Annotated in this window: 19 protein-coding genes; all 19 read right to left on the bottom strand. The window is 60.3% G+C overall.

Annotated features, from left to right (window positions below):
- Positions 1-2 precede the first annotated feature (2 nt).
- Complete coding sequence (locus tag ABCR88_RS06190) at positions 3-1634, bottom strand: CTP synthase (RefSeq protein ID WP_011059541.1); 1632 nt, start codon at positions 1632-1634, stop codon at positions 3-5.
- A gap of 274 nt (positions 1635-1908) precedes the next feature.
- Positions 1909-3225, bottom strand: a complete 1317-nt coding sequence (gene tilS, locus ABCR88_RS06185; protein WP_350404239.1) for a tRNA lysidine(34) synthetase TilS — start codon at positions 3223-3225, stop codon at positions 1909-1911.
- 133 nt (positions 3226-3358) lie between these two features.
- Positions 3359-4306, bottom strand: a complete 948-nt coding sequence (locus ABCR88_RS06180) for an acetyl-CoA carboxylase carboxyltransferase subunit alpha (RefSeq protein ID WP_015634338.1) — start codon at positions 4304-4306, stop codon at positions 3359-3361.
- A 139-nt stretch (positions 4307-4445) separates the two neighbouring features.
- Entirely contained in the window at positions 4446-7967 is a 3522-nt protein-coding gene (dnaE, locus tag ABCR88_RS06175; protein ID WP_041116221.1) for a DNA polymerase III subunit alpha, read from the bottom strand.
- Between the two features lie 69 nt (positions 7968-8036).
- Entirely contained in the window at positions 8037-8669 is a 633-nt protein-coding gene (rnhB, locus tag ABCR88_RS06170; protein WP_080774169.1) for a ribonuclease HII, read from the bottom strand.
- A 17-nt stretch (positions 8670-8686) separates the two neighbouring features.
- Positions 8687-9814: a lipid-A-disaccharide synthase gene (gene lpxB, locus ABCR88_RS06165; RefSeq protein ID WP_350404889.1), complete on the bottom strand. Its 1128-nt coding sequence runs from the start codon at positions 9812-9814 to the stop codon at positions 8687-8689.
- On the bottom strand, positions 9814-10590 hold the full coding sequence (gene lpxA, locus ABCR88_RS06160; protein ID WP_011059535.1) for an acyl-ACP--UDP-N-acetylglucosamine O-acyltransferase: 777 nt from the start codon (positions 10588-10590) through the stop codon (positions 9814-9816). The genes lpxB and lpxA overlap by 1 nt, the downstream gene beginning before the upstream one ends.
- Positions 10587-11027 (bottom strand): 3-hydroxyacyl-ACP dehydratase FabZ, encoded by a 441-nt coding sequence (gene fabZ / locus ABCR88_RS06155; protein ID WP_007924058.1) that lies wholly within the window; start codon positions 11025-11027, stop codon positions 10587-10589. Before fabZ ends, lpxA begins: the two co-directional genes overlap by 4 nt.
- A gap of 109 nt (positions 11028-11136) precedes the next feature.
- Positions 11137-12192: a UDP-3-O-(3-hydroxymyristoyl)glucosamine N-acyltransferase gene (gene lpxD, locus ABCR88_RS06150; RefSeq protein WP_232642870.1), complete on the bottom strand. Its 1056-nt coding sequence runs from the start codon at positions 12190-12192 to the stop codon at positions 11137-11139.
- Positions 12193-12195: 3 nt separating this feature from the next.
- Positions 12196-12699 (bottom strand): OmpH family outer membrane protein, encoded by a 504-nt coding sequence (locus tag ABCR88_RS06145; protein ID WP_011059533.1) that lies wholly within the window; start codon positions 12697-12699, stop codon positions 12196-12198.
- A gap of 45 nt (positions 12700-12744) precedes the next feature.
- The gene (gene bamA, locus ABCR88_RS06140) at positions 12745-15135 is read right to left on the bottom strand and encodes an outer membrane protein assembly factor BamA (RefSeq protein WP_011059532.1); all 2391 of its coding nucleotides are present in this window, start codon (positions 15133-15135) and stop codon (positions 12745-12747) included.
- Between the two features lie 74 nt (positions 15136-15209).
- On the bottom strand, positions 15210-16562 hold the full coding sequence (gene rseP, locus ABCR88_RS06135; RefSeq protein ID WP_065364548.1) for a sigma E protease regulator RseP: 1353 nt from the start codon (positions 16560-16562) through the stop codon (positions 15210-15212).
- 49 nt (positions 16563-16611) lie between these two features.
- Positions 16612-17802: a 1-deoxy-D-xylulose-5-phosphate reductoisomerase gene (gene ispC, locus ABCR88_RS06130; protein WP_041116214.1), complete on the bottom strand. Its 1191-nt coding sequence runs from the start codon at positions 17800-17802 to the stop codon at positions 16612-16614.
- Positions 17799-18605, bottom strand: a complete 807-nt coding sequence (locus ABCR88_RS06125; RefSeq protein WP_041116212.1) for a phosphatidate cytidylyltransferase — start codon at positions 18603-18605, stop codon at positions 17799-17801. The genes ispC and ABCR88_RS06125 overlap by 4 nt, the downstream gene beginning before the upstream one ends.
- Entirely contained in the window at positions 18605-19360 is a 756-nt protein-coding gene (gene uppS, locus ABCR88_RS06120) for a polyprenyl diphosphate synthase (RefSeq protein ID WP_011059528.1), read from the bottom strand. The genes ABCR88_RS06125 and uppS overlap by 1 nt, the downstream gene beginning before the upstream one ends.
- Before the next feature lie 15 nt (positions 19361-19375).
- Positions 19376-19933: a ribosome recycling factor gene (gene frr, locus ABCR88_RS06115; protein WP_011059527.1), complete on the bottom strand. Its 558-nt coding sequence runs from the start codon at positions 19931-19933 to the stop codon at positions 19376-19378.
- Complete coding sequence (gene pyrH, locus ABCR88_RS06110) at positions 19930-20673, bottom strand: UMP kinase (protein ID WP_011059526.1); 744 nt, start codon at positions 20671-20673, stop codon at positions 19930-19932. Before pyrH ends, frr begins: the two co-directional genes overlap by 4 nt.
- 209 nt (positions 20674-20882) lie before the next feature.
- Positions 20883-21749 carry a translation elongation factor Ts gene (gene tsf, locus ABCR88_RS06105; RefSeq protein ID WP_011059525.1) on the bottom strand — a complete coding sequence of 289 codons (867 nt, stop codon included), beginning with the start codon at positions 21747-21749 and terminating at the stop codon, positions 20883-20885.
- Positions 21750-21952: 203 nt separating this feature from the next.
- On the bottom strand, positions 21953-22690 hold the full coding sequence (gene rpsB, locus ABCR88_RS06100) for a 30S ribosomal protein S2 (RefSeq protein ID WP_011059524.1): 738 nt from the start codon (positions 22688-22690) through the stop codon (positions 21953-21955).
- Positions 22691-22890 lie beyond the last annotated feature (200 nt).

Genomic DNA, 22890 nt, shown 5'->3' with positions numbered 1-22890 from the left:
GGTCACGCCTTCTTCTGGTGTTGAGCCAATGCTGCTTTGACGAAACCGCTGAACAGTGGGTGGCCGTCACGGGGAGTCGAGGTGAACTCGGGGTGGAACTGGCAAGCGACGAACCATGGATGATCCTGGGCCTCGACCACTTCAACCAGCGCGCCGTCACCCGAGCGACCGGAGATCTTCAGGCCAGCCTCGATCAGTTGCGGCAGCAGCTTGTTGTTCACTTCGTAACGGTGACGGTGACGCTCGATGATCACGTCCTTGGCGTAGCAGTCGTGGACCTTGGAGCCCGCTTCCAGCAAGCATTCCTGAGCGCCCAGACGCATGGTGCCGCCCAGGTCGGAAGCTTCGGTACGTACTTCAACGGCACCGGTGGCGTCTTCCCACTCGGTGATCAGGCCGACGACCGGATGGCCGCTGGTGCGATCGAACTCGGTGGAGTTGGCGTCTTTCCAGCCCATGACATTACGGGCGAACTCGATGACCGCCACTTGCATGCCCAGGCAGATACCCAGGTACGGCACCTTGTTCTCGCGAGCGTATTGCACCGCGGTGATCTTGCCTTCCACGCCACGCAGGCCAAAACCGCCCGGAACCAGGATCGCATCGACGCCTTCCAGCAGCGCGGTGCCCTGGTTCTCGATGTCTTCGGAATCGATGTAGCGCAGGTTGACCTTGGTACGGTTGGTAATGCCGGCATGACTCATCGCTTCAATCAGCGACTTGTAGGCGTCCAGCAGTTCCATGTACTTGCCGACCATGGCGATGGTGACTTCGTGCTCTGGGTTGAGCTTGGCGTCCACCACTTTTTCCCACTCGGACAGGTCAGCACCGTTGCACTGCAGGCCGAAACGCTCGACGACGAAATCGTCCAGGCCCTGGGCGTGCAGCACGGCCGGGATCTTGTAGATGGTGTCGACGTCTTCCAGGGAGATCACCGCACGCTCTTCAACGTTGGTGAACAGCGCGATCTTGCGGCGCGACGACACATCCACCGGATGGTCGGAGCGGCAGATCAGCACGTCCGGCTGCAAGCCGATCGAACGCAGCTCTTTTACCGAGTGCTGGGTCGGCTTGGTCTTGGTCTCGCCAGCGGTGGCGATGTACGGAACCAGGGTCAGGTGCATCAGCATCGCGCGCTTGGAACCGACTTCCACACGCAGTTGACGGATGGCTTCGAGGAACGGTTGAGACTCGATGTCACCCACGGTACCGCCGATTTCCACCAGGGCCACGTCGGCATCGCCGGCGCCCTTGATGATGCGACGCTTGATCTCGTCGGTGATGTGCGGAATCACCTGGATGGTGGCACCCAGATAATCACCACGGCGCTCCTTGCGCAGCACGTGCTCGTACACGCGGCCGGTGGTGAAGTTGTTGTTCTGGGTCATGGTCGTGCGGATGAACCGCTCGTAGTGGCCCAGGTCCAGGTCGGTCTCGGCGCCGTCGTGGGTGACGAACACTTCACCGTGCTGGAACGGGCTCATGGTGCCCGGGTCGACGTTGATGTACGGGTCCAGCTTGAGCATGGTGACCTTAAGCCCCCGCGCCTCCAGGATGGCCGCCAATGAAGCCGAGGCAATGCCTTTCCCCAATGAAGAAACAACACCGCCCGTGACGAATATGTAGCGCGTCATGAAAAACCCTAGAAGTCTGCGTTAAAGCGGTCAGTGCCGCCGGGGAAAGCGAAGGAAGGCCGAAGCCCCCGATCACCTGCATTAATCACAGTGCACCTTTCAAAAAAACCGCCGCGTGGTGACAGACCGGATGCAAAAACACCGGTAGGTTGCTCGCTACACATTTTTTGGAATCGCCCAGCAAAGACTGCTTGGTAATCGGCAACTCCTGCAATTCAGGCGAATCCACAGAAGTTGTATCAAGAAGGGAGCGTAGTCTACCGGAAAGCCCCTTTCAGCTCAAACCTTGATCGCTGGTTGGTGGCAGCCATTGCAATGGCCAGCCACCCTGGGGGTTTGTCTCAAGTGCCGGCAGGTTCGCCACCGCGAGCAAGCGGTGATCCTGATACAGCAGCGGCAATCTGCCACGGACGAAACCCGGCAGCCCGCTTTCATTGAGCAAACGCTTCAAGTCCCGGTGGCCGCGGCCGGCCAGGTGCATGATCTCGCCCCCCTGGCGATAGCGGATATGCAGCGGCCCGGTCGGCACTGGCCCAGGGAACGACACCTGACCGTTGCCCGGCAGATGCAAGGGCTCTTGCGGATCGAGCCACTGCAACCGTCCGTCGACCGGTTGCAGCCAGATGCCGGACAGCCACCAGACTCGCCCTGCAGCACGATGCAACTCGCCATCGGCCAAACGCCACACCGGTCGCCCTTCGGCACCCGCATCTCGCAGGCTGTCCCAGCCACACCAGTGATCGGTATCCGGCAGACGGCCAAACCGGCTCAACCAATGGCTCAAGGCATTGCGTTGGCGCGCGCCCGACAAAGACTGCAAAGGTGCCAGGGCCAGTGAGGGCAGATCCAGCCAGGGCCAGACGCTAGCACCCCGGGCTGCATCCAGATCCATGATCGCCAGCTCATCGAGCAGGCCCTGGGCTTCATTCAAGTGCGCGGCGCTGCGGCTCATGCTGAGTGCCGCCTGGGGCCAGCGCGCGGTGATCGCCGGCATGACCTGGTGGCGCAGGTAATTGCGCGAATACTGATGATCGGCGTTGGATGGGTCTTCGACCCAGCTCAACTGATGCTCCGCGGCGTAGCACTGCAGTTCGGCACGTGACACATCAAGCAAGGGTCGCAGCAGGTGCCCGTCACCCAACGGCCGCGCTGACGACATTGCCGACAAGCCCCTGACTCCGGCACCGCGCAGCAGGCGAAACAGCAGCGTTTCCGCCTGGTCGTCACGATGCTGCGCCGTCAGCAGCACTTCAGTGCTCGCCGTGAGCCGCGCGAAAGCGCCATAGCGTGCCTCGCGGGCGGCGCGCTCCAGGCTGGCACCCGCTGGCACCTGGACGCGAAGCACCTGCAGCGGCACCCCCAGCGCATCACAGAAGGCCTGACAATGCTCCGGCCAGGCGTCGGCCGCAGCCTGAAGTCCATGATGGATATGCACAGCCGAAAGTGGAGGAAGGCGATGGTGCTGCGCCAGCTCGGCGAGCAGATGCAACAGGACGGTGGAATCCAGGCCACCGGAGAAAGCCACGCGCCAACTCCTGGAGTCACGCCAGGGCGCGAGGCTGTGCAGTAGTTTGGCGCAGAGAGCGTTCATGACGTGTTCAAGACCTGTAGGAGCGGCCGGGTGGCGTACTGCTTGCCCGCATAAGCAACAACGCCGCCATCGAATCGATGGCGGCGCCTGGGTCGCGAACGAGCGTACCCCTACAAGGGGGAGCAGCGCTCGATCAGAGACCGTAGCTCATCAGGCGGTCATAACGACGGGCCAACAGGGTGTCGTTATCCATTTCCTTGAGCATGGCCAGCTGCGAGCTGAGTTCGGCACGGATCGAGGCAGCCGCGGCGGCTGGATCACGATGGGCGCCGCCCAATGGCTCGCCGATGACCTTGTCGACAATCCCCAGGCCTTTGAGGCGCTCGGCGGTGATGCCCATTGCTTCGGCGGCATCAGCGGCCTTTTCCGAGGTTTTCCACAGGATCGAGGCACAGCCTTCCGGCGAGATCACCGCGTAAGTGGAGTACTGCAGCATGTTAAGTTGGTCGCAAACGCCAATGGCCAAGGCACCGCCAGAACCACCTTCACCGATCACGGTGGCGATGATCGGGGTCTTCAGGCGCGCCATGACTCGCAGGTTCCAGGCAATGGCTTCGCTCTGGTTGCGCTCTTCAGCGTCGATACCCGGATAAGCGCCCGGGGTGTCGATGAAGGTCAGGATCGGCATCTTGAAGCGCTCGGCCATTTCCATCAGGCGGCAGGCCTTGCGGTAACCTTCCGGACGCGGCATGCCGAAGTTGCGGCGGACCTTCTCGCGTACTTCGCGGCCCTTTTGGTGACCGATGATCATCACCGGCTGCTCGTCCAGGCGAGCAACGCCGCCTACGATGGCGGCGTCGTCGGAGAAGTGGCGATCGCCATGCAGCTCGTCGAACTCGGTGAAGATGTGCTGGATGTAGTCCAGGGTGTACGGGCGACGCGGGTGCCGCGCCAGACGTGCGATCTGCCAGCTGGTGAGCTTGCCGAAGATGTCCTCGGTCAGGGTGTTGCTCTTGTCCTGCAGGCGGGAAATCTCATCGCCGATATTCAGCGAATTGTCATTACCGACCAAGCGCAACTCTTCGATCTTGGCTTGCAGGTCGGCGATCGGCTGTTCGAAATCAAGAAAATTCGGGTTCATAGGCGTCCGTCTGGGCTCGACGTCCAAGGGAGCTTGGGCCGGCCGGTTGTCTATTCGCGCCCTACCTTAAGGGACGGACGCGTTGAGGTCGAGATTAAAAATTCAAGTGACGATGAGGCGCAATGATGGCACCTCACCGTCAACGGTATTGGAGGAAGACGTTGTCTCGCCCGAACTGGTCACGCAGGGCTTGAATCAAGCTGTCCGCCGGATCGATCCGCCAGTTCTCGCCAAACTGCAGCAGGGCCTTGGCGTCGTCCCGGGTGTACTCCATGGTGATCGGGCATGCGCCGCGGTGGCGCTTGAACAGATCACCCAGCCAGCGTAGCTGATCGCCCTTCAGGGCATCGCTGTGGATCTTCAGGCGCAGGCTTTCCGCCAGGTTGGTCCGCGCATCCTCCATGCTCATCACCCGCTTGACCCGCAGGCGCAGGCCGCCGGAGAAGTCGTCGTTGCTGACCTCGCCCTCCACCACCACCATGGCGTCGGTCTGCAGCAGCGACTGCGCCGAATGGAACGCATCGGCAAACAGCGAGGCCTCGATCCGCCCCGAGCGGTCGTCGAGGGTGATGAAGCCCATCTTGTCGCCCTTTTTGTTCTTCATCACCCGCAGGGCGATGATCATGCCGGCCACGGTCTGGGTATCCCGGGCCGGCTTCAGGTCGATGATGCGCTGGCGGGCGAAACGACGGATCTCGCCTTCGTATTCGTCGATCGGGTGCCCGGTCAGGTACAGCCCCAGGGTATCTTTCTCGCCTTTCAGGCGTTCCTTGAGGGTCAGTTCCTTGGCCTTGCGATGATTGGCGTAGACATCCGCATCCTCATCGACGAAGACCCCGCCAAACAGGTCGGCGTGGCCACTGTCGTGGGTACGCGCGGTCTGCTCCGCGGCCTTGATCGCTTCTTCCATGGCCGCCAGCAGCACGGCGCGGTTCTGGTCGATATTGGCCTGGTAGGCCTTGGGCTCATCGAAGAAGTGCGGCCCCAGGCGGTCCAGGGCGCCGCTTCGAATCAAGCCGTCCAGGGTCCGCTTGTTGATGCGCTTGAGGTCGACCCTGGCGCAGAAATCGAACAGATCCTTGAAAGGGCCTTCCTCGCGGGCTTCGGTGATGGCTTCCACCGGCCCCTCGCCGACGCCCTTGATCGCCCCCAGGCCGTAGACGATGCGACCTTCGTCGTTCACCGTGAACTTGAACTCGGAGGTGTTCACGTCCGGCGCGTCGAGGCGCAACTTCATGATCCGCACTTCCTCGATCAAGGTCACGACCTTGTCGGTGTTGTGCATATCCGCGGAGAGTACCGCCGCCATGAACGGCGCCGGGTAGTGCGCCTTGAGCCAGGCGGTCTGGTACGACACCAGGCCGTAGGCGGCGGAGTGGGATTTGTTGAAGCCGTAGCCGGCGAACTTTTCCACCAGGTCGAAGATGTTGCCCGCCAGGTCTGCATCGATGTTGTTGCTGGCGCAACCTTCAATGAAGCCGCCCCGCTGCTTGGCCATCTCCTCGGGCTTTTTCTTACCCATGGCTCGACGCAGCATGTCCGCACCGCCCAGGGTGTAGCCGGCCATGACCTGGGCGATCTGCATCACCTGTTCCTGATACAGGATGATGCCGTAGGTCGGCGCCAGTACCGGCTGCAGGCCGTCGTACTGATAGTCCGGGTGCGGGTAGGCCAGCTCGGCGCGGCCGTGCTTGCGGTTGATGAAGTCATCCACCATGCCCGATTGCAGCGGCCCCGGACGGAACAGGGCCACCAGTGCGATCAGATCTTCCAGGCAGTCGGGCTTGAGCTTCTTGATCAGCTCCTTCATGCCCCGGGATTCAAGCTGGAATACCGCGGTGGTTTCTGCTTTCTGCAACAGGCTATAGGTCGGCTTGTCGTCCAGCGGGATAAAGGCGATATCCAGCGGTTCCTCGCCGACCTTGGCGCGGTCGCGGTTAATGGTTTTCAGTGCCCAGTCGATGATGGTCAGGGTCCGCAGACCGAGGAAGTCGAACTTCACCAGGCCAGCAGCCTCGACGTCATCCTTGTCGAACTGGGTAACCAGGCCACCGCCCTCTTCGTCGCAGTAGATGGGCGAGAAGTCGGTGAGCTTGGTGGGCGCGATCACCACACCACCGGCGTGCTTGCCGACGTTGCGCACCACGCCCTCGAGCTTGCGCGCCATCTCCCAGATTTCCGCCGCCTCTTCATCGACCTTGATGAAGTCCCGCAGGATCTCCTCTTGCTCGTAGGCTTTTTCCAGGGTCATGCCGACTTCGAAGGGGATCATCTTCGACAGACGGTCGGCCAGGCCGTAGGACTTGCCCTGGACCCGCGCCACGTCACGCACCACCGCCTTGGCCGCCATGGAACCGAAGGTGATGATCTGGCTCACCGCGTTGCGGCCGTATTTCTCGGCCACGTAGTCGATCACCCGGTCGCGACCGTCCATGCAGAAGTCGACGTCGAAGTCGGGCATGGAGACCCGTTCCGGGTTAAGGAAACGTTCGAACAGCAGGTCGTATTCCAGCGGATCGAGGTCAGTGATCTTCTGCACATAGGCCACCAGGGAACCGGCACCCGACCCCCGGCCCGGACCTACCGGTACACCGTTGTTCTTGGCCCACTGGATAAAGTCCATAACGATCAGGAAGTAACCGGGGAAGCCCATCTGGATGATGATATCCAGTTCGAAATTCAGCCGGTCGACGTAGACCTGACGCTTGGCCTCGTAGTCCTCGGTGGTGTCCTTGGGCAGCAGCACGCTGAGGCGCTCTTCCAGGCCGTCGAAGGAAACCTTGCGAAAATACTCATCGATGGTCATGCCATCGGGAATCGGGTAGTCAGGCAAGAAGTGCTTGCCCAGCTTGACCTCGATGTTGCAGCGCTTGGCGATCTCGACAGTGTTTTCCAGCGCCTCGGGCAGGTCACTGAACAGCTCGGCCATTTCCTCGGCGCTTTTCAGGTACTGCTGGTCGCTGTAGTTCTTTGAGCGGCGCGGATCGTCCAGGGCCCGGCCTTCACCGATGCAAACCCGGGTTTCGTGGGCTTCGAAGTCTTCCTGCTTGATGAAACGCACGTCGTTGGTAGCCACCAGCGGCGCGCCGATCTTGTCGGCCAGGGCCACCGCGGCGTGCAATTGCTCTTCGTCGTTGGGGCGGTTGGTACGCTGCACTTCCAGGTAGAAGCGCTCGGGGAATACGGCCATCCACTCCCGGGCCAGGGTCTCGGCAACCTCGAGATCGCCGGCGATCAGGGCCATGCCGATCTCGCCCTCCTTGGCCGCCGAGAGCATGATCAGGCCTTCCGCGGCCTCCGCCACCCACTCACGCTCGATGATGATCTGGCCGTTGCGCTGGCCATCGATGAAGCCGCGGGAAATCAGCTCGGTCAGGTTGCGATAACCCACGGCGTTCATCACCAGCAGGCTGATGCGGCTCAGGGGGTTATCCGGGTCCTTGTTCGACAGCCACAGGTCGGCGCCGCAGATCGGCTTGATCCCCGCACCCATGCTGGTTTTATAGAACTTGACCAGGGAACACATGTTGTTCTGGTCGGTGACCGCCACCGCCGGCATGCCCATGCCGGCCAGCGCCTTGACCAGCGGCTTGATCCGCACCAGACCGTCGACCAGGGAATATTCAGTGTGCAGGCGCAGGTGAACGAATGAAGCCGGCATAGTGATCCTGTAATAAGCGCGAAAACAACAAGGCCCGGATTGTACCGGGCCTCGACTAAAACATCAGCCTCAGGACTGAATCTCGCCCAGCGCCTCGCGGGCTTCGTAGGCTTGCCGCACCGGAGCGAAGGAGCGCCGGTGAATCGGGGTCGGCCCCAGGCGGGCCAGGGCCTCCAGATGCACCGGGGTCGGGTAGCCCTTGTGGCCACCGATGCCATATCCCGGATAGATCAGCTCGAAAGCGGCCATTTCTCGGTCACGGCTGACCTTGGCCAGGATCGATGCCGCGGCAATCGCCGGAACCTTGCTATCGCCCTTGACCACCGCTTCAGCCGGCATCGCCAGCTTCGGGCAACGGTTGCCATCGATCATCGCCAGCTTCGGGGTCACACTCAGCCCCTCCACTGCGCGCTGCATGGCCAACATGGTGGCATGGAGGATATTCAGCTCGTCGATTTCCTCGACCTCAGCCCGGGCGATGCACCAGCTCAGGGCTTTCTCGCAGATTTCGTCGAACAGCTTTTCGCGCCGGGCTTCGGTGAGCTTCTTAGAGTCGTTGAGGCCGAGAATCGGCCGCTTCGGGTCGAGAATCACTGCCGCGGTGACCACTGCACCACACAAAGGGCCACGGCCGACCTCATCGACCCCGGCCACCAGGTCCTCGGCGTCCGCCACCAGGGTGAAATCCAGGCCCATTTGCATTTTCGGGTTACTCACAGTCATTTGCCGATCAGCCCAAGCACGGCTTGCGCGGCCTGGTTGGATGCGTCGCGACGCAAGGTTCGGTGGATCTCGTCAAAGCCGCGAGTCTGCTCTTCACCACCTTCGATCAGCGGCGACAAGGTCTGGGCCAGAGCATCGGCCGTGGCATCGTCCTGCAGCAGCTCGGGCACCAAGAGGCGCTGGGCCAGCAGGTTCGGCAGGGAAATGTACGGGCTCTTGACCATGCGCTTGAGAATCCAGAAGGTCAGCGGCGCCAGGCGATAAGCCACGACCATCGGGCGCTTGTAGAGCAAGGCTTCCAGGGTCGCGGTACCGGAGGCGATCAACACCGCATCGCAAGCAGCCAGCGCCTTGTGGGACTGGCCATCGAGCAACGTCAGTGGCAGATCACGATTGGCCAGCAACTGCTCCAGCTGGACCCGCCGCTCCGGGCTGGCGCAAGGCATGATGAAACGCACGCCGGGGCGCATGGCCCGCAGGCGCTGAGCGGCATCCAGGAACAAGGCGCCCAGGCGCCCTACTTCGCCACCGCGACTACCGGGCATCAAGGCCACCAACGGCCCTTCTGGCAACCCCAGCTCCGCGCGTGCAGCGGCTCGGTCGGCCTCCAGCGGAATGGCATCAGCCAGAGAGTGACCGACGAACTTCACCGGCACCCCCTTCTCTTCATAGAAGCGGGCTTCGAAGGGGAACAGAGTCAGCATCAGGTCGCAGCCTTCGCGGATCTTCAGCACCCGCTTCTGCCGCCAGGCCCAGACCGAAGGGCTGACGTAGTGCACGGTCTTGATCCCGGCCTGACGCAACTTGAGTTCGATATTCAGGGTGAAATCCGGGGCATCGATACCGATAAACACATCCGGCTTTTCAGCAATCAGGGTCTGGATCAGCTTCTTGCGTCGAGCCAGCAGCTCACGCAGGCGCCCAAGCACCTCTACCAGCCCCATGACCGCCAGGCGCTCCATGGGGAAGTAGGAAATAAGGCCTTCGGCCTCCATCAACGGACCACCGACCCCTATGAATTCGACGGCCGGGTGCTGAGCCTTGAGAGCTCGCATCAAACCGCCGCCGAGAATGTCGCCGGAGGCTTCGCCAGCCACCAGCGCAATACGCAGAGTGCTCATGATTAACGGGTGATGCCGCGAGTCGAGGACTGGATCGAGTCACGAAAGACCGCGACTTCAGGGAACTGTGCAGCCGGCTCGGCCAGCTCGGCCAAGGCCTGATCAACCGTCAGCCCCTGGCGATAGACCGTCTTGTAGGCACGACGCAGCGCGTGGATCGCATCTTCGCTGAAGCCGCGGCGGCGCATGCCTTCGAAGTTCATGCTGCGGGCTTCGGCGGGGTTGCCGAATACGGTGACGAATGCCGGCACGTCCTTGCCGATGGCGGTGCCCATGCCGGAAAAGCTGTGGGCGCCGATATGGCAATACTGATGCACCAGAGTGAAACCGGAGAGAATCGCCCAGTCATCCACATGCACATGGCCGGCCAAGGCGGTGTTGTTGACCAGGATGCAGTGGTTGCCGATAACACTGTCATGGCCGATGTGGGCATAGGCCATGACCAGGTTGTGATCACCCAGAGTGGTTTCGGAACGATCCTGGACGGTGCCACGGTGAATGGTCACGCCTTCGCGGATCACGTTGTGGTCACCGATCACCAGGCGGGTTTCCTCGCCCTTGTATTTCAGATCAGGCGTGTCCTCACCTACCGACGAAAACTGGTAGATGCGGTTGTGCTTACCGATCCGGGTAGGGCCCTTGAGAATCACATGGGGCCCGATCACTGTACCCTCGCCGATTTCCACACCAGCGCCGACGATCGACCACGGGCCAACCTCAACGTCGTCGGCCAGGACGGCCGTCGGATCGATGATTGCGCGAGGGTCAATCAAACTCATAGTTTGCGTTCCGCACAGATGATCTCGGCAGAGCACACCGGCTTGCCGTCGACCGAAGCCTGGCATTCGAACTTCCAGATCTGGCGCTTGCAGCTGATGAACTTGGCTTCAAGGATCAACTGGTCGCCCGGCAGCACCGGCTGGCGGAAGCGCAGCTTGTCGGAACCGACGAAGTAATAGAGGGTGCCGTCGGCGGGCTTCACGTCGAGCATCTTGAAACCGAGAATGCCCGCAGCCTGAGCCATGGCCTCGATGATCAGCACGCCCGGCATGATCGGGTGCGCAGGGAAGTGACCATTGAAGAACGGTTCATTGATGCTGACATTCTTGTAGGCACGAATGCACTTGCCTTCAACATCCAGGTCCACTACCCGATCCACCAACAGGAAAGGGTAACGGTGAGGCAAGTATTCGCGAATCTCGTTGATGTCCATCATTTCGGGGGGAAGCCTGTAGTAAAGAGTGGGAGCGCGCGACTAACGCACGCTCCTCTAGCAAATCAAGGAGGCAGTCTAGCGGCTGTGCACACTTGATATGGAAATGGTATCAGCCATCAGATGAAGCATTGCCGCCGGGGGTCACGTCCCCAACGCGCTTTTCCAACTGACGCAAGCGCCGTGCAAGGTCATCCAGCTGGCGGATGCGGGCCGCGCTTTTGCGCCACTCGGCAGCAGGCTGCATGGCCGTACCGGAAGAGTAGGCGCCCGGTTCGGTAATCGAGTGAGTCACCATGGTCATCCCGGTGAGGAATACGTTGTCGCAAATATCGATATGCCCAACCAGGCCCACGCCGCCGGCGAGCATACAGTGCTTGCCGATCTTGGTACTGCCGGAGATCCCCACACAAGCAGCCATGGCGGTGTGATCACCGACCTGGACGTTGTGGGCGATCTGGATCTGGTTGTCCAGCTTCACGCCATTGCCAATGACGGTATCGGCCAGGGCACCGCGGTCGATCGCCGTGTTGACGCCGATTTCCACATCGTCACCGATGGTCACGCCGCCAATCTGGGCGATTTTCTGCCAGACGCCTTTTTCATTGGCAAAGCCAAAGCCTTCCCCCCCCAGCACAGCACCTGACTGAATGACCACACGCTTGCCGATACGCACGTCGTGGTACAGGGTCACCCGTGGTGCCAGCCAGCCACCTTCGCCGATTTCGCAGCGGGCGCCGATAAAGCAGTGAGCGCCGATGGTCACACCTGCAGCAATCCGCGCACCGCTCTCGATCACGGCAAAGGGGCCAATGCTGGCCGCAGGATCTACCTGCGCATCAGCGGCAATCACCGCAGAAGGATGAACACCTGCCTGTGCCTTTGGCTTGGGATCGAACAAATGGGAAATGCGCGCATAGGCCAGGTAGGGATCGGCCACTACCAGTGCGTCACCGGCATAGGCTTGCGCATCCGCGGCCTTCAACAGCACCGCGCCGGCCTGGCAATCCACCAGGTACTTGCGGTACTGGGGATTTGCCAAAAAGCTCAACTGAGCTGGGCCAGCCTCCTGCAAGGTGGCTAGCCCAGTGATTTCCTTCTCCCCGTCGCCACTCAAGGTGGCGCCGAGGAACTCGGCCAACTGGCCGAGCTTTATGGTCGCGGTCATGGCTTACTTCAGCTGATTCATACGCTCGATAACCTGGCGAGTGATGTCGTACTGAGGTTTGACATCAATCACTGCGCCACGCTCGAAGACCAGGTCGAAACCGCCTTTCTTGATGACTTCTTCCACAGCGCTGTCCAGCTTCGGCTTCAGCTGCTTGAGCATTTCGCGGTCGGCAACGGCTTTGGCTTCGTTCAGCTCCTTGGACTGGAACTGGAAGTCACGGGCCTTTTGCTTGAACTCGAGCTCCAGGCGTTCACGCTCGCCCTGCTGCATCTTGTCGCCACCGGCCACCAGACGGTCCTGGATGCCTTTGGCGCTGCTTTCCAGAGTCTTCAGCTTGGTCAACTGAGGGCCGAACTTTTTCTCGGCATCCACGGCGTACTTCTTGGCTGCGTCAGATTCCAGCAGGGCCATCTGATAGTTCAGGACGGCGATTTTCATTTCGGCAAATGCCGGGCTCGCGACCAGAACGGTGGCCAGGAGAACCAATTGAGTCAACTTACGCACGATGCACTCCTACAAAATCCATTGTCGTTATCTTGGATCAGGCTATTAGAAAGTCTGACCGAGAGAGAATTGGAACACCTGAGTTTCAGCGTCATCCGGTTTCTTGATCGGCATCGCCAGGGCGAAGCTCAATGGACCCAGAGCGGTGACCCAAGTCACACCGACACCAACCGAACTGGCCAGATTGCTCAGGCTGATATCGTTGCACTGCGTTTTCACGTTCGACGCCGCAATGGTGTTGGACGTGCTTTCACAGCGAGAGTTGAAGACGTTACCCACATCCCAGAACAAGGAGGTACGCAGCGAGCGCTGATCCTTGACGAAAGGCAACGGGAACAGCAACTCGGCACCACCCTGGATCAATACGTTACCGCCGAATGGCAGTGGATCCTGGTCCGGGTCGGCAGCCGTACCGACGTTACCGGTTACACCAACACCACGACTAGGAGTACTGCGTGGGCCCAGAGTGCTGTCCTTGAAGCCACGTACCGAGTTGAAGCCACCAGCATAGTAGTTCTCGTAGAACGGCAAGCCCTTGGTATCACCAAAGCCGTCGCCATAACCCAGCTCGGTATGGAAGCGCATGGTGTAGTTCTCGCTCAACGGCGTGAACAACTGGCCACGGTAGTCGAGCTTGAAGAACGACAGGTCGCTGCCCGGGGTAGTGGTTTCCAGCACCAGGCTTTGCGAGTGACCGCGGGTCGCCAATACGCCTTTGTTCAGGGTCGATTCGGACCAGCCGGCCGAGGCCTTGAAGTTCAGGTAGCTGTCGCCCTGCTTGTTCACGAAGTCGAAGATTTCGTCGACGGTGTACAGGCCGGTCTTGATCTTGTCCTGCTGCGCGGTCAGACCGAAGGTCAGACGCGAAGTCTCGCTGATCGGGTAGCCCACGCTGACGCCGGCACCCAGGCTGTCCACCGCATAGCTGGCCACGTCGACGTCGAGGTCTTTGTAGTCAGTGGTGCGATAGAAGGCGTTGTAGCCCAGGCTCACGCCATCGGCGGTCCAGTAGGGGTCTACGTAGCCGAAGTTGTAGCGGCTCTGGTATTCGCTGCGGGTCAGGCCGATGCTGACCTTGTTACCGGTACCCAGGAAGTTGTTCTGGGTGATCGAACCACCGAGGATCAGGCCCGCGCTCTGGGCAAAGCCGACGCTGGCGGTGATCGAACCGGACGCTTGTTCTTCAACCGCGTAGTTCACGTCTACCTGGTCATCCACACCCGGCACGGCCGGGGTCTCGACGTTGACTTCCTTGAAGAAGCCCAGGCGCTCAAGACGGGTCTTGGATTGATCGATCAGGTAGGTCGAAGCCCAGCCGCCTTCCATCTGGCGCATCTCGCGGCGCAGCACTTCGTCCTCGGACTTGGTGTTGCCACGGAAGTTGATGCGGTTGACGTAGGCACGCTTGCCCGGGTCCACCACAAAGGTGATGTCCACGGTGTGGTCTTCATCGTGAGGCTGAGGCACGCCGTTGACGTTGGCGAAGGTATAACCCTCGTTGCCCAGGCGGCGAGTGATGAGTTCAGAAGTGGTGGTCATCAGCTTGCGCGAGAACACCTGGCCCTTCTCCACCAGCAGCAGCGCCTTGACCTGGTCTTCAGGGACTTTCAGGTCACCGCTGAGCTTCACGTCACGAACGCTGTACTTCTCGCCTTCGTTAACGTTGACGGTGATGTAGACATGCTTCTTGTCCGGGGTGATGGACACCTGGGTCGAGGCGATATCCATATTGATATAGCCGCGGTCCAGGTAGTAGGAACGCAGGCGCTCCAAGTCACCGGAGAGTTTTTCACGGGCGTACTTGTCGTCGTTCTTGAAGAACGACAGCCAGTTGGTGGTCTTGAGTTCAAACAGACCGATCAGGTCTTCATCGGGGAAGACGGTGTTGCCTACCACGTTGATGTGCTGGATGGCTGCGACTGTGCCTTCGTTGATCTTGACCTTCAGGCCAACCCGGTTACGTGGCTGCGGCACGACTTCGGTTTCAACGCTGGCCGAGTAACGACCCTGAGCGACATATTGACGCTGCAGCTCGTTGCGCACGCCTTCGAGGGTCGCGCGCTGGAAGATTTCACCTTCCGCAAGGCCGGACTGCTTGAGCCCTTTCATCAGGTCGTCAGTGGAGATCGCCTTGTTGCCTTCGATCTCGATACTGGCAACCGACGGACGTTCGACTACCGTGATGACCAGGACGTTGCCATCGCGGCCCAGCTGGATATCTTGAAAGAAACCGGTTTTGAACAGCGCACGAGTGGATTCCACCAGGCGACGGTCGTCCGCCTGCTCGCCGACGTTCAACGGCAAGGCACCAAAGACGCTACCCGCGGAAACGCGCTGGAGGCCGTTGACGCGGATATCGGAGATAGTGAAGGACTCGGCGTGAACTTCGGCGATCATCAATACGGTGAGAACCGCAGTTAGCAGCAGACGTTTCATGAAGTCCTTTCTTATTCCAACTGGCAATAAACAAACTGCCGCAAAATGCGGCAGATTCGCAATTCAGCGAAGCGTTACAGACGACCCAGATCGTTGACCAGAGCAAGCAACATGACTCCGACCACCAAGCTGATACCGATCTGTATCCCCCAACCTTGCACCCGATCCGACAAGGGACGACCACGCGCCCACTCAATCAGATAAAACAGCAAATGCCCCCCATCCAGCACCGGGATGGGCAACAAATTCAGAACACCCAGGCTAATACTCAGATAAGCAAGGAAATTCAAGAAATCAGCAATGCCCGACTGGGCAGAAGCGCCCGCCACTTTAGCAATGGTTATCGGTCCACTCAAGTTTTTTACCGAGAGCTCGCCGAACAACATTTTCTTCAGCGATTCGAGGGTCAGAACGCTCATGGTCCAGGTCCGTCGGGCCCCTTCACCAATCGCCTCCAACGGCCCGTAGCTGACCTCGCGAAGCATCTGCGGCGGCCAATCTACCGCTTTCACCCCGGCTCCCAGGTAGCCATTTGGCGCTTTGCTTTCGCCGCGGCTGGCCAAGGTCACGGGGACGTCGATTTGAGCACCATCGCGCTCGACATGCAGCACAATTTTCGTATCAGGGTGCACACGGACCCAGTCCACCACTTGCTGCCAGTCATTGAGCGACTGGCCATCAAGGGCCAACAGACGATCGCCGGTCTTCAGGCCAGCGGCCTGGGCCGGGCCCTTGGGGTCAAGTTCAGCCAGCACCGGCGGCAGGGCCGGACGCCACGGACGAATGCCCAGGGAGCGAATCGGATCCGGCTCATCAGCCCCTTTCAACCATTTATCCAATTCCAGCTGGCGTGGCGAATCCACAGTGGCGCCCTGCTCACGCACCAGCACCTGCAGCGCACCGCTTTCACCCAGGCGCCGCACCAGTTGCAGGTTCACGGCCGCCCAGCCGGTAGTCGGCTCGCCGTCGATGGCGACAATTTCCTGGCCGGCACTGAGCCCGGCCTTGGCAGCAATACTGCCAGCCTCTACATCACCGATGACCGGCCGCACCTGCTGGCTGCCCAGCATCGCCAGGGCCCAGAAAAACACCAGCGCGAGGAGGAAGTTGGCAATCGGACCGGCAGCAACAATCGCGATACGCTGGCGAACCGACTTGCGGTTGAAGGACTGATCGAGCTCCTCGGCAGCCACCTCGCCTTCACGCTCATCCAGCATCTTCACGTAGCCGCCCAGCGGGATAGCGGCGATGACGAACTCGGTGCCGCGACGATCATGCCAGCGCAGCAAGGGCATGCCAAAGCCCACGGAAAAGCGCAGAACCTTGACGCCACAGCGACGGGCGACCCAGAAGTGACCGAATTCATGGAAGGTGACCAGCACACCCAGGGCTACCAGGGTGCCGACAATCATATAGAGCGCGCTCATCTACTTTCTCCGCAATCCTATTCGCCGCCACTCGCCCCGGTCGCGAATCCTATCGCCCGTTACGCTGCAACCATTGTTGCGCCAGGACTCGAGCCCTGGCGTCTGCCGCAAACACTGCGTCGAGTTCATTGACTGCGACCACAGACTCACGGGTTAAAACCTCATCGATGATACTCGCGATCTCCGGGTAGCGGATGCGCCGCTCGAGAAACGCCGATACCGCCACCTCATTGGCCGCATTCAGCATGGCCGGAGCGCTGTTACCCGCCTCGGCAGCTTGCCGTGCCAGGCGCAGGCAAGGGAACCGCTGCTCGTCGGGTGCCTGGAAATCCAGGCGAGCAATGGCGAACAGATCCAGCGGCGCTACACCGGAATCAATGCGCTCCGGCCAGGCCAGGGCATTGGCGATCGGGGTGCGCATATCCGGATTACCCAACTGCGCCAGGACCGAGCCGTCGACGTAATCCACCAGCGAGTGGATCACGCTTTGCGGGTGCACCACCACTTCGACCTGGGAAGGCCTGGCATCAAATAGCCAGCAGGCCTCGATCAGTTCCAGCCCCTTGTTCATCATGCTTGCCGAGTCCACGGAGATCTTGCGCCCCATGGACCAGTTCGGATGGGCACAGGCCTGTTCGGGGGAAACATGCTCAAGCTCTTCCAGAGGCGTCTGACGGAAAGGACCGCCCGAAGCCGTCAGAAGAATACGTCGCACACCGACCCGACTCAGCCCGCGGGAAAAATCCGCGGGCATGCATTGAAAGATCGCATTGTGTTCACTGTCGATAGGCAACAGCACGGAACCACTCTTGCCCACTGCCTGCATGAACAGCGCGCCAGACATCACCAGCGCTTCCTTGTTGGCCAACAGGATCTTCTTGCCAGCCTCAACCGCCGCCAGAGTCGGGCGCAACCCCGCCGCACCGACAATCGCCGCCATCACGGCATCGACTTCCGGAGCCGAGGCCACCTCGCACAACCCCTGCTCCCCCACCAGCACCTGGGTAGCCAGGCCGGCGGCGCGCAAATCTTGCTGAAGGCGGCCGGCGACCACGGCCTCGGGCACCACCGCAAAACGGGGCTCATGCTTTACGCACAACGCCAGCAGCTCGGCCAGACGCGTGAAGCCCGTCAGGGCAAACACTTGATAACGATCCGGATGACGGGCAATCACATCCAGGGTGCTCAGACCGATAGAACCGGTAGCCCCCAGAACCGTGATCTGTTGTACAGCCGTCACAGCGCAGCCATCCACAACAGCACGGCAAACACCGGAATGGCCGCGGTCAGGCTGTCGATGCGGTCCAGCACCCCACCATGACCGGGCAGCAGGTTGCTACTGTCCTTGATACCCGACTGGCGCTTGAACATGCTCTCGGTCAGGTCGCCGACCACCGAAATGAATACAACGATCGCCGCACCCAGCAGCCCCAGGATCATCTGCCCCAGGGGCCAGTCACGCACCAGCCCCACCACCGCGGTGATCACCAGGCTCAACGCCAGGCCGCCATACACGCCCTCCCAGCTCTTGCCCGGGCTGACCTGGGGCGCTAGCTTGCGCTTGCCGAAGGCCTTGCCGGAGAAGTAGGCACCGATATCCGCGCCCCACACCAGCACCATCACCGCCATGATCAACCAGTTGCCCAGTGGCAGCTGCTTGATGAACACCAGCCCTTGCCAGGCCGGCAGCAGGATCAGCAGGCCGATCAACAACTTGGGTGCGGCACCGGACCATTGCTCGCTGGAACGCGGATAGGTCAGCACCAGGTAGGTCGCCAGCGCCCACCACAGCACCGCAGCCCCCAGCACCCAGGGCGCAACGCCCGGAACCAGATGCATCAGGAACAACAGCGCCGCCACCACCACGGCGAAGGCCACCCGAGCCGGCTGCGCCTCGAAGCCCGCCAGGCGTGCCCATTCCCAGGCACCGAGGCTTACCACCAGGCCGATGAACAGGGCGAACCCCGAGCCTTCGAGCAGGAAGAACCCGCACAAGGCGATCGGCAGCAGGATCAGCGCAGTAATGATTCGTTGTTTAAGCATTAAACCCGGGCTCCAGCCTCGACCTGTTCGCTCGTCTTACCGAAGCGTCGCTGGCGAGATGCGTAATCGGCCAATGCGTTACGCATGGCTTCGTGTTTGAAGTCCGGCCAGAACAGGTCGGAGAAATACAGCTCGGCATAGGCCAGCTGCCACAACAGGAAATTGCTGATGCGATGCTCGCCGCCGGTCCGGATGCACAGGTCCGGCAGCGGCAGGTCGCCGGTCGCCAGGCAGGTCTGCAGCAGGCCCGGAGTGATGTCCTCGGGCCGCAGATGCCCGGCCTGGACCTCGCGCGCCAGGCGCTGGGCGGCCTGAGCGATATCCCACTGGCCGCCATAGTTGGCGGCGATCTGCAGGATGAAACGATCACTACCTGCGGTAATGGCCTCCGCTTCGCGCATCGCCGCCTGCAACTCGGGATGGAAGCGTGAACGATCGCCAATGATCCGCAGGCTGATGTTGTTCTCGTTGAGGCGCTTGGCTTCACGACGCAGGGCCTTGAAGAACAGATCCATCAAGGCACTGACTTCGTCAGCCGGCCGCTGCCAGTTTTCACTGGAAAAGGCAAACAGGGTCAGCACCTCGACCTTGGCCTCAGCGCACACTTCGATCACTGCACGTACCGCATCGACACCCGCCTTATGCCCGGCGACACCCGGCATAAAGCGTTTTTTTGCCCAGCGGTTATTACCGTCCATGATGATCGCCACATGGCGCGGCACCGAGGACAACACGGACTGCTTGGTCTTTTCCATGAAAACGCCTGACCCTTATACGGCCATCAAGTCCTTTTCTTTTTCCTCAGTCGCCTTGGCGATCTGAGCTTCAAAGTCCTTGATCAGCTTATCGATTTCGGCGCTGCCACGGCGCTCTTCGTCTTCGCTGATTTCCTTGTCCTTGGTCAGCTTCTTCAACTCACCCAGGGCATCGCGGCGAATATTGCGCACTGCAACCCGCGCATCCTCGGCGGCAGCACGCGCCTGCTTGGTGAAGCCCTTGCGGGTTTCCTCGGTCAGCGGTGCCATCTTGATCAGCAGCAGCTCACCCAGGTTGGTCGGATTGAGGTTAAGACCGGCACTGCCGATGGCCTTGTCGATGGCTCCGAGCATATTGCGCTCGAACGGCACTACCTGCAGGGTCTGGGAGTCCTTCACGGTAACGTTGGCAACGCCACTCAACGGTGTGTCGGTACCGTAGTAAGGCACCATCACACTGCCCAGGATGCTGGGGTGAGCCTTGCCGGTGCGAATCTGGCCGAATGCATGGGCCAGGGACTCCAGGGATTTCTTCATGCGCTCTTGAGCGTCTTTCTTGATTTCGTTGATCATTGCTCGCCTTCCTCGATCAGGGTTCCTTCAGCGCCACCATGCACGATATTCAGCAGGGCGCCGGGCTTGTTCATGTTAAATACCCGCAGCGGCATCTTGTGGTCGCGGCACAGGCAGATTGCCGTCAGGTCCATCACTCCCAGCTTGCGATCCAGCACTTCATCGTAAGTCAGATGATCGAACTTCTCGGCATGCGGGTCCTTGAACGGGTCTGCAGTGTAAACACCATCGACCTTGGTTGCCTTGAGCACCACGTCGGCATCGATCTCGATAGCGCGCAGGCAGGCTGCGGAGTCGGTGGTGAAGAACGGGTTGCCGGTACCGGCCGCGAAGATCACCACCTCTTTGGAGTTCAGGTGGCGCATCGCCTTGCGACGGTCATAGTGATCGGTCACGCCGACCATGGAAATAGCCGACATCACGATGGCCGAGATATTCGCACGTTCCAGTGCATCACGCATGGCCAGGGCGTTCATCACAGTGGCCAGCATGCCCATGTGGTCGCCCGTGACCCGATCCATCCCGGCCGCGCTCAATGCAGCGCCGCGGAACAGGTTGCCACCACCGATCACCAAGCCTACCTGGACGCCGATACCAACCAGCTGGCCGACTTCCAGCGCCATGCGATCCAGCACCTTGGGATCGATCCCGAACTCTTCCGAGCCCATCAGGGCCTCGCCGCTAAGCTTGAGTAGAATGCGTTTATAGCGAGCTTGATAACCACTGCCCTGCTGAGCCATTGCGAATCTCTCCTGCGGCGTATTTAAAAAATTCTTTGCGGGCTGTTTACAGCCTGCGTTCACTCTAGCTTGACGCTGTCACAGCGCCATCAGAACACGACTTTGTAAGGCGGTTCCGAGGATAAACAACTAAATTACCCTGCCCATTTGAAAAGAGGCTGCGCGCGTGAGCGGGCAGCCTCTTCTGGGCGACAGTTGAAAAAACCGTCTTACTGTTGCTTGGCAGCAGCCAGTTGTGCAGCAACTTCTTCGGCGAAGTTGTCTTCTTTCTTCTCGATGCCTTCACCTACCGCGAAACGGGTGAAGGAAACGATTTCAGCGCCGCCTTTCTTGGCCAGAGCACCTACGGTGATTTCTGGGTCCTTGACGAAAGCTTGCTCAACCAGGCTGGCTTCGGCCAGGAACTTGCTGATACGGCCAGCGATCATTTTTTCAACGATTTCGGCTGGCTTGCCTTTCATCTTGTCTTCGTTCAGCTGCAGGAACACAGCCTTTTCACGCTCGATCGCTTCAGCAGAAACTTGCGATGGCAGCAGGAACTCAGGGTTGCTGGCCGCTACGTGCATGGCGATGTCTTTGGCCAGTTCAACGGAACCGCCTTTCAGAACAACCGCAACACCGATCTTGTTGCCGTGCAGGTAGGTGCCGACCACGTCGCCTTCAACGCGAGCCAGACGACGGATGTTGACGTTCTCGCCAGTCTTGCCAACCAGGATCAGGCGGGCAGCTTCTTGAGCTTCGATCAGCGGAGCGGCGTCGGTCAGCTTGTCAGCGAAAGCCTTTTCCACGCTAGCGGCAACGAATGCCTTGAAATCGTCCTGCAGAGCCAGGAAGTCGGTCTGCGAGTTGACTTCCAGCAGGACAGCGGCTTTACCGTCGTCCTTGATGGCGATAGCGCCTTCAGCAGCAACGTTGCCTGCTTTCTTGGCAGCCTTGATGGCGCCGGAAGCACGCATGTCATCAATGGCTTTTTCGATGTCGCCGCCGGCCTTGGTCAAGGCCTTTTTGCAGTCCATCATGCCTTCGCCGGTACGCTCGCGCAGTTCTTTGACCAACGCTGCAGTAATCTCTGCCATTTTCAAAATCCTCTTGGATAGGTTTTCAACCATTCCACCCGATCGAACGGGCGCTCAATTCTTGGGCATTGCCCCGAAACCACTTCATAACAGCCCCGCATTACAGAAACTGTCGGGGCACGACGACGAAATGATTTTCGAGTTGGCAAAAAGGGGGCCAAGCCCCCTTTTTGCGTGCTGAGTCAACGCTACGCGTCAGTTACTCAGGCTTCAGCCGCCGGTGCTGCAGCTTCTTCGAACACTTCGGTGCCGCCAGCAACGTTGTTGCGACCACGGATCACAGCGTCAGCCATCGAACCCATGTACAGCTGGATGGCGCGAATGGCGTCATCGTTGCCTGGGATGATGTAGTCAACGCCTTCCGGGCTGCTGTTGGTATCGACAACGCCGATGACCGGGATGCCCAGCTTGTTGGCTTCGGTGATCGCGATGCGCTCGTGGTCAACGTCGATCACGAACAGTGCGTCAGGCAGGCCGCCCATGTCCTTGATACCACCCAGGGAACGATCCAGCTTTTCCAGATCGCGAGTACGCATCAGCGCCTCTTTCTTGGTCAGCTTGGCGAAGGTGCCGTCTTCTGCTTGCACTTCAAGGTCACGCAGACGCTTGATGGAAGCACGGATGGTTTTGTAGTTGGTCAGCATGCCGCCCAACCAGCGGTGATCAACGTACGGCGAACCGCAACGTGCTGCTTCTTCAGCAACGATCTTGCCAGCGGAACGCTTGGTGCCGACGAACAGAATCTTGTTTTTGCCCTGGGCCAGACGCTCTACGAAAGTCAGAGCTTCGTTGAACATTGGCAGGGTTTTTTCAAGGTTGATGATGTGGATCTTGTTGCGCGCGCCGAAAATGTACTTGCCCATTTTCGGATTCCAGTAACGGGTTTGGTGACCGAAGTGCACACCGGCCTTCAGCATATCGCGCATGTTGACTTGGGACATGATAGTTCCTTAATAAGTCGGGTTAGGCCTCCACGTATCCCAATGACCAACCAACAGCTTGTGCTGAGGGCACCCAGGTCATCGTGTCGACACGTGTGTGGGTTTGAGCTTTTCGGGGCATCCCCGGAAAGCGGCGCATTTTATACCACAGCAAGGGCAAAAACGGAACCCGGATTCACACTCGGCGATCCGCAGGCATT

Origin of the sequence: Pseudomonas sp. W17 (assembly GCF_040268305.1) — a bacterium.
Classification (GTDB): domain Bacteria; phylum Pseudomonadota; class Gammaproteobacteria; order Pseudomonadales; family Pseudomonadaceae; genus Aquipseudomonas; species Aquipseudomonas protegens.
This window is presented reverse-complemented; position numbering and strand designations above follow the sequence as displayed.

What these genes read in the sequence shown, in the direction of transcription:
- fabZ (WP_007924058.1), bottom strand. Translation starts at nt 11,027, where the DNA reads ATGATGGACATCAACGAGATTCGCGAATACTTGCCTCACCGTTACCCT.
- tsf (WP_011059525.1), bottom strand. Translation starts at nt 21,749, where the DNA reads ATGGCAGAGATTACTGCAGCGTTGGTCAAAGAACTGCGCGAGCGTACC.
- ABCR88_RS06180 (WP_015634338.1), bottom strand. Translation starts at nt 4,306, where the DNA reads ATGAACCCGAATTTTCTTGATTTCGAACAGCCGATCGCCGACCTGCAA.
- bamA (WP_011059532.1), bottom strand. Translation starts at nt 15,135, where the DNA reads ATGAAACGTCTGCTGCTAACTGCGGTTCTCACCGTATTGATGATCGCC.
- lpxA (WP_011059535.1), bottom strand. Translation starts at nt 10,590, where the DNA reads ATGAGTTTGATTGACCCTCGCGCAATCATCGATCCGACGGCCGTCCTG.
- ABCR88_RS06125 (WP_041116212.1), bottom strand. Translation starts at nt 18,605, where the DNA reads ATGCTTAAACAACGAATCATTACTGCGCTGATCCTGCTGCCGATCGCC.
- pyrH (WP_011059526.1), bottom strand. Translation starts at nt 20,673, where the DNA reads ATGGCTCAGCAGGGCAGTGGTTATCAAGCTCGCTATAAACGCATTCTA.
- frr (WP_011059527.1), bottom strand. Translation starts at nt 19,933, where the DNA reads ATGATCAACGAAATCAAGAAAGACGCTCAAGAGCGCATGAAGAAATCC.
- dnaE (WP_041116221.1), bottom strand. Translation starts at nt 7,967, where the DNA reads ATGCCGGCTTCATTCGTTCACCTGCGCCTGCACACTGAATATTCCCTG.
- tilS (WP_350404239.1), bottom strand. Translation starts at nt 3,225, where the DNA reads ATGAACGCTCTCTGCGCCAAACTACTGCACAGCCTCGCGCCCTGGCGT.
- rnhB (WP_080774169.1), bottom strand. Translation starts at nt 8,669, where the DNA reads ATGCAAATGGGCCTGGATTTCACCCTGGTGGCGGACGCCGAGGACCTG.
- rpsB (WP_011059524.1), bottom strand. Translation starts at nt 22,690, where the DNA reads ATGTCCCAAGTCAACATGCGCGATATGCTGAAGGCCGGTGTGCACTTC.
- rseP (WP_065364548.1), bottom strand. Translation starts at nt 16,562, where the DNA reads ATGAGCGCGCTCTATATGATTGTCGGCACCCTGGTAGCCCTGGGTGTG.
- uppS (WP_011059528.1), bottom strand. Translation starts at nt 19,360, where the DNA reads ATGGAAAAGACCAAGCAGTCCGTGTTGTCCTCGGTGCCGCGCCATGTG.
- ABCR88_RS06190 (WP_011059541.1), bottom strand. Translation starts at nt 1,634, where the DNA reads ATGACGCGCTACATATTCGTCACGGGCGGTGTTGTTTCTTCATTGGGG.
- lpxD (WP_232642870.1), bottom strand. Translation starts at nt 12,192, where the DNA reads ATGACCGCGACCATAAAGCTCGGCCAGTTGGCCGAGTTCCTCGGCGCC.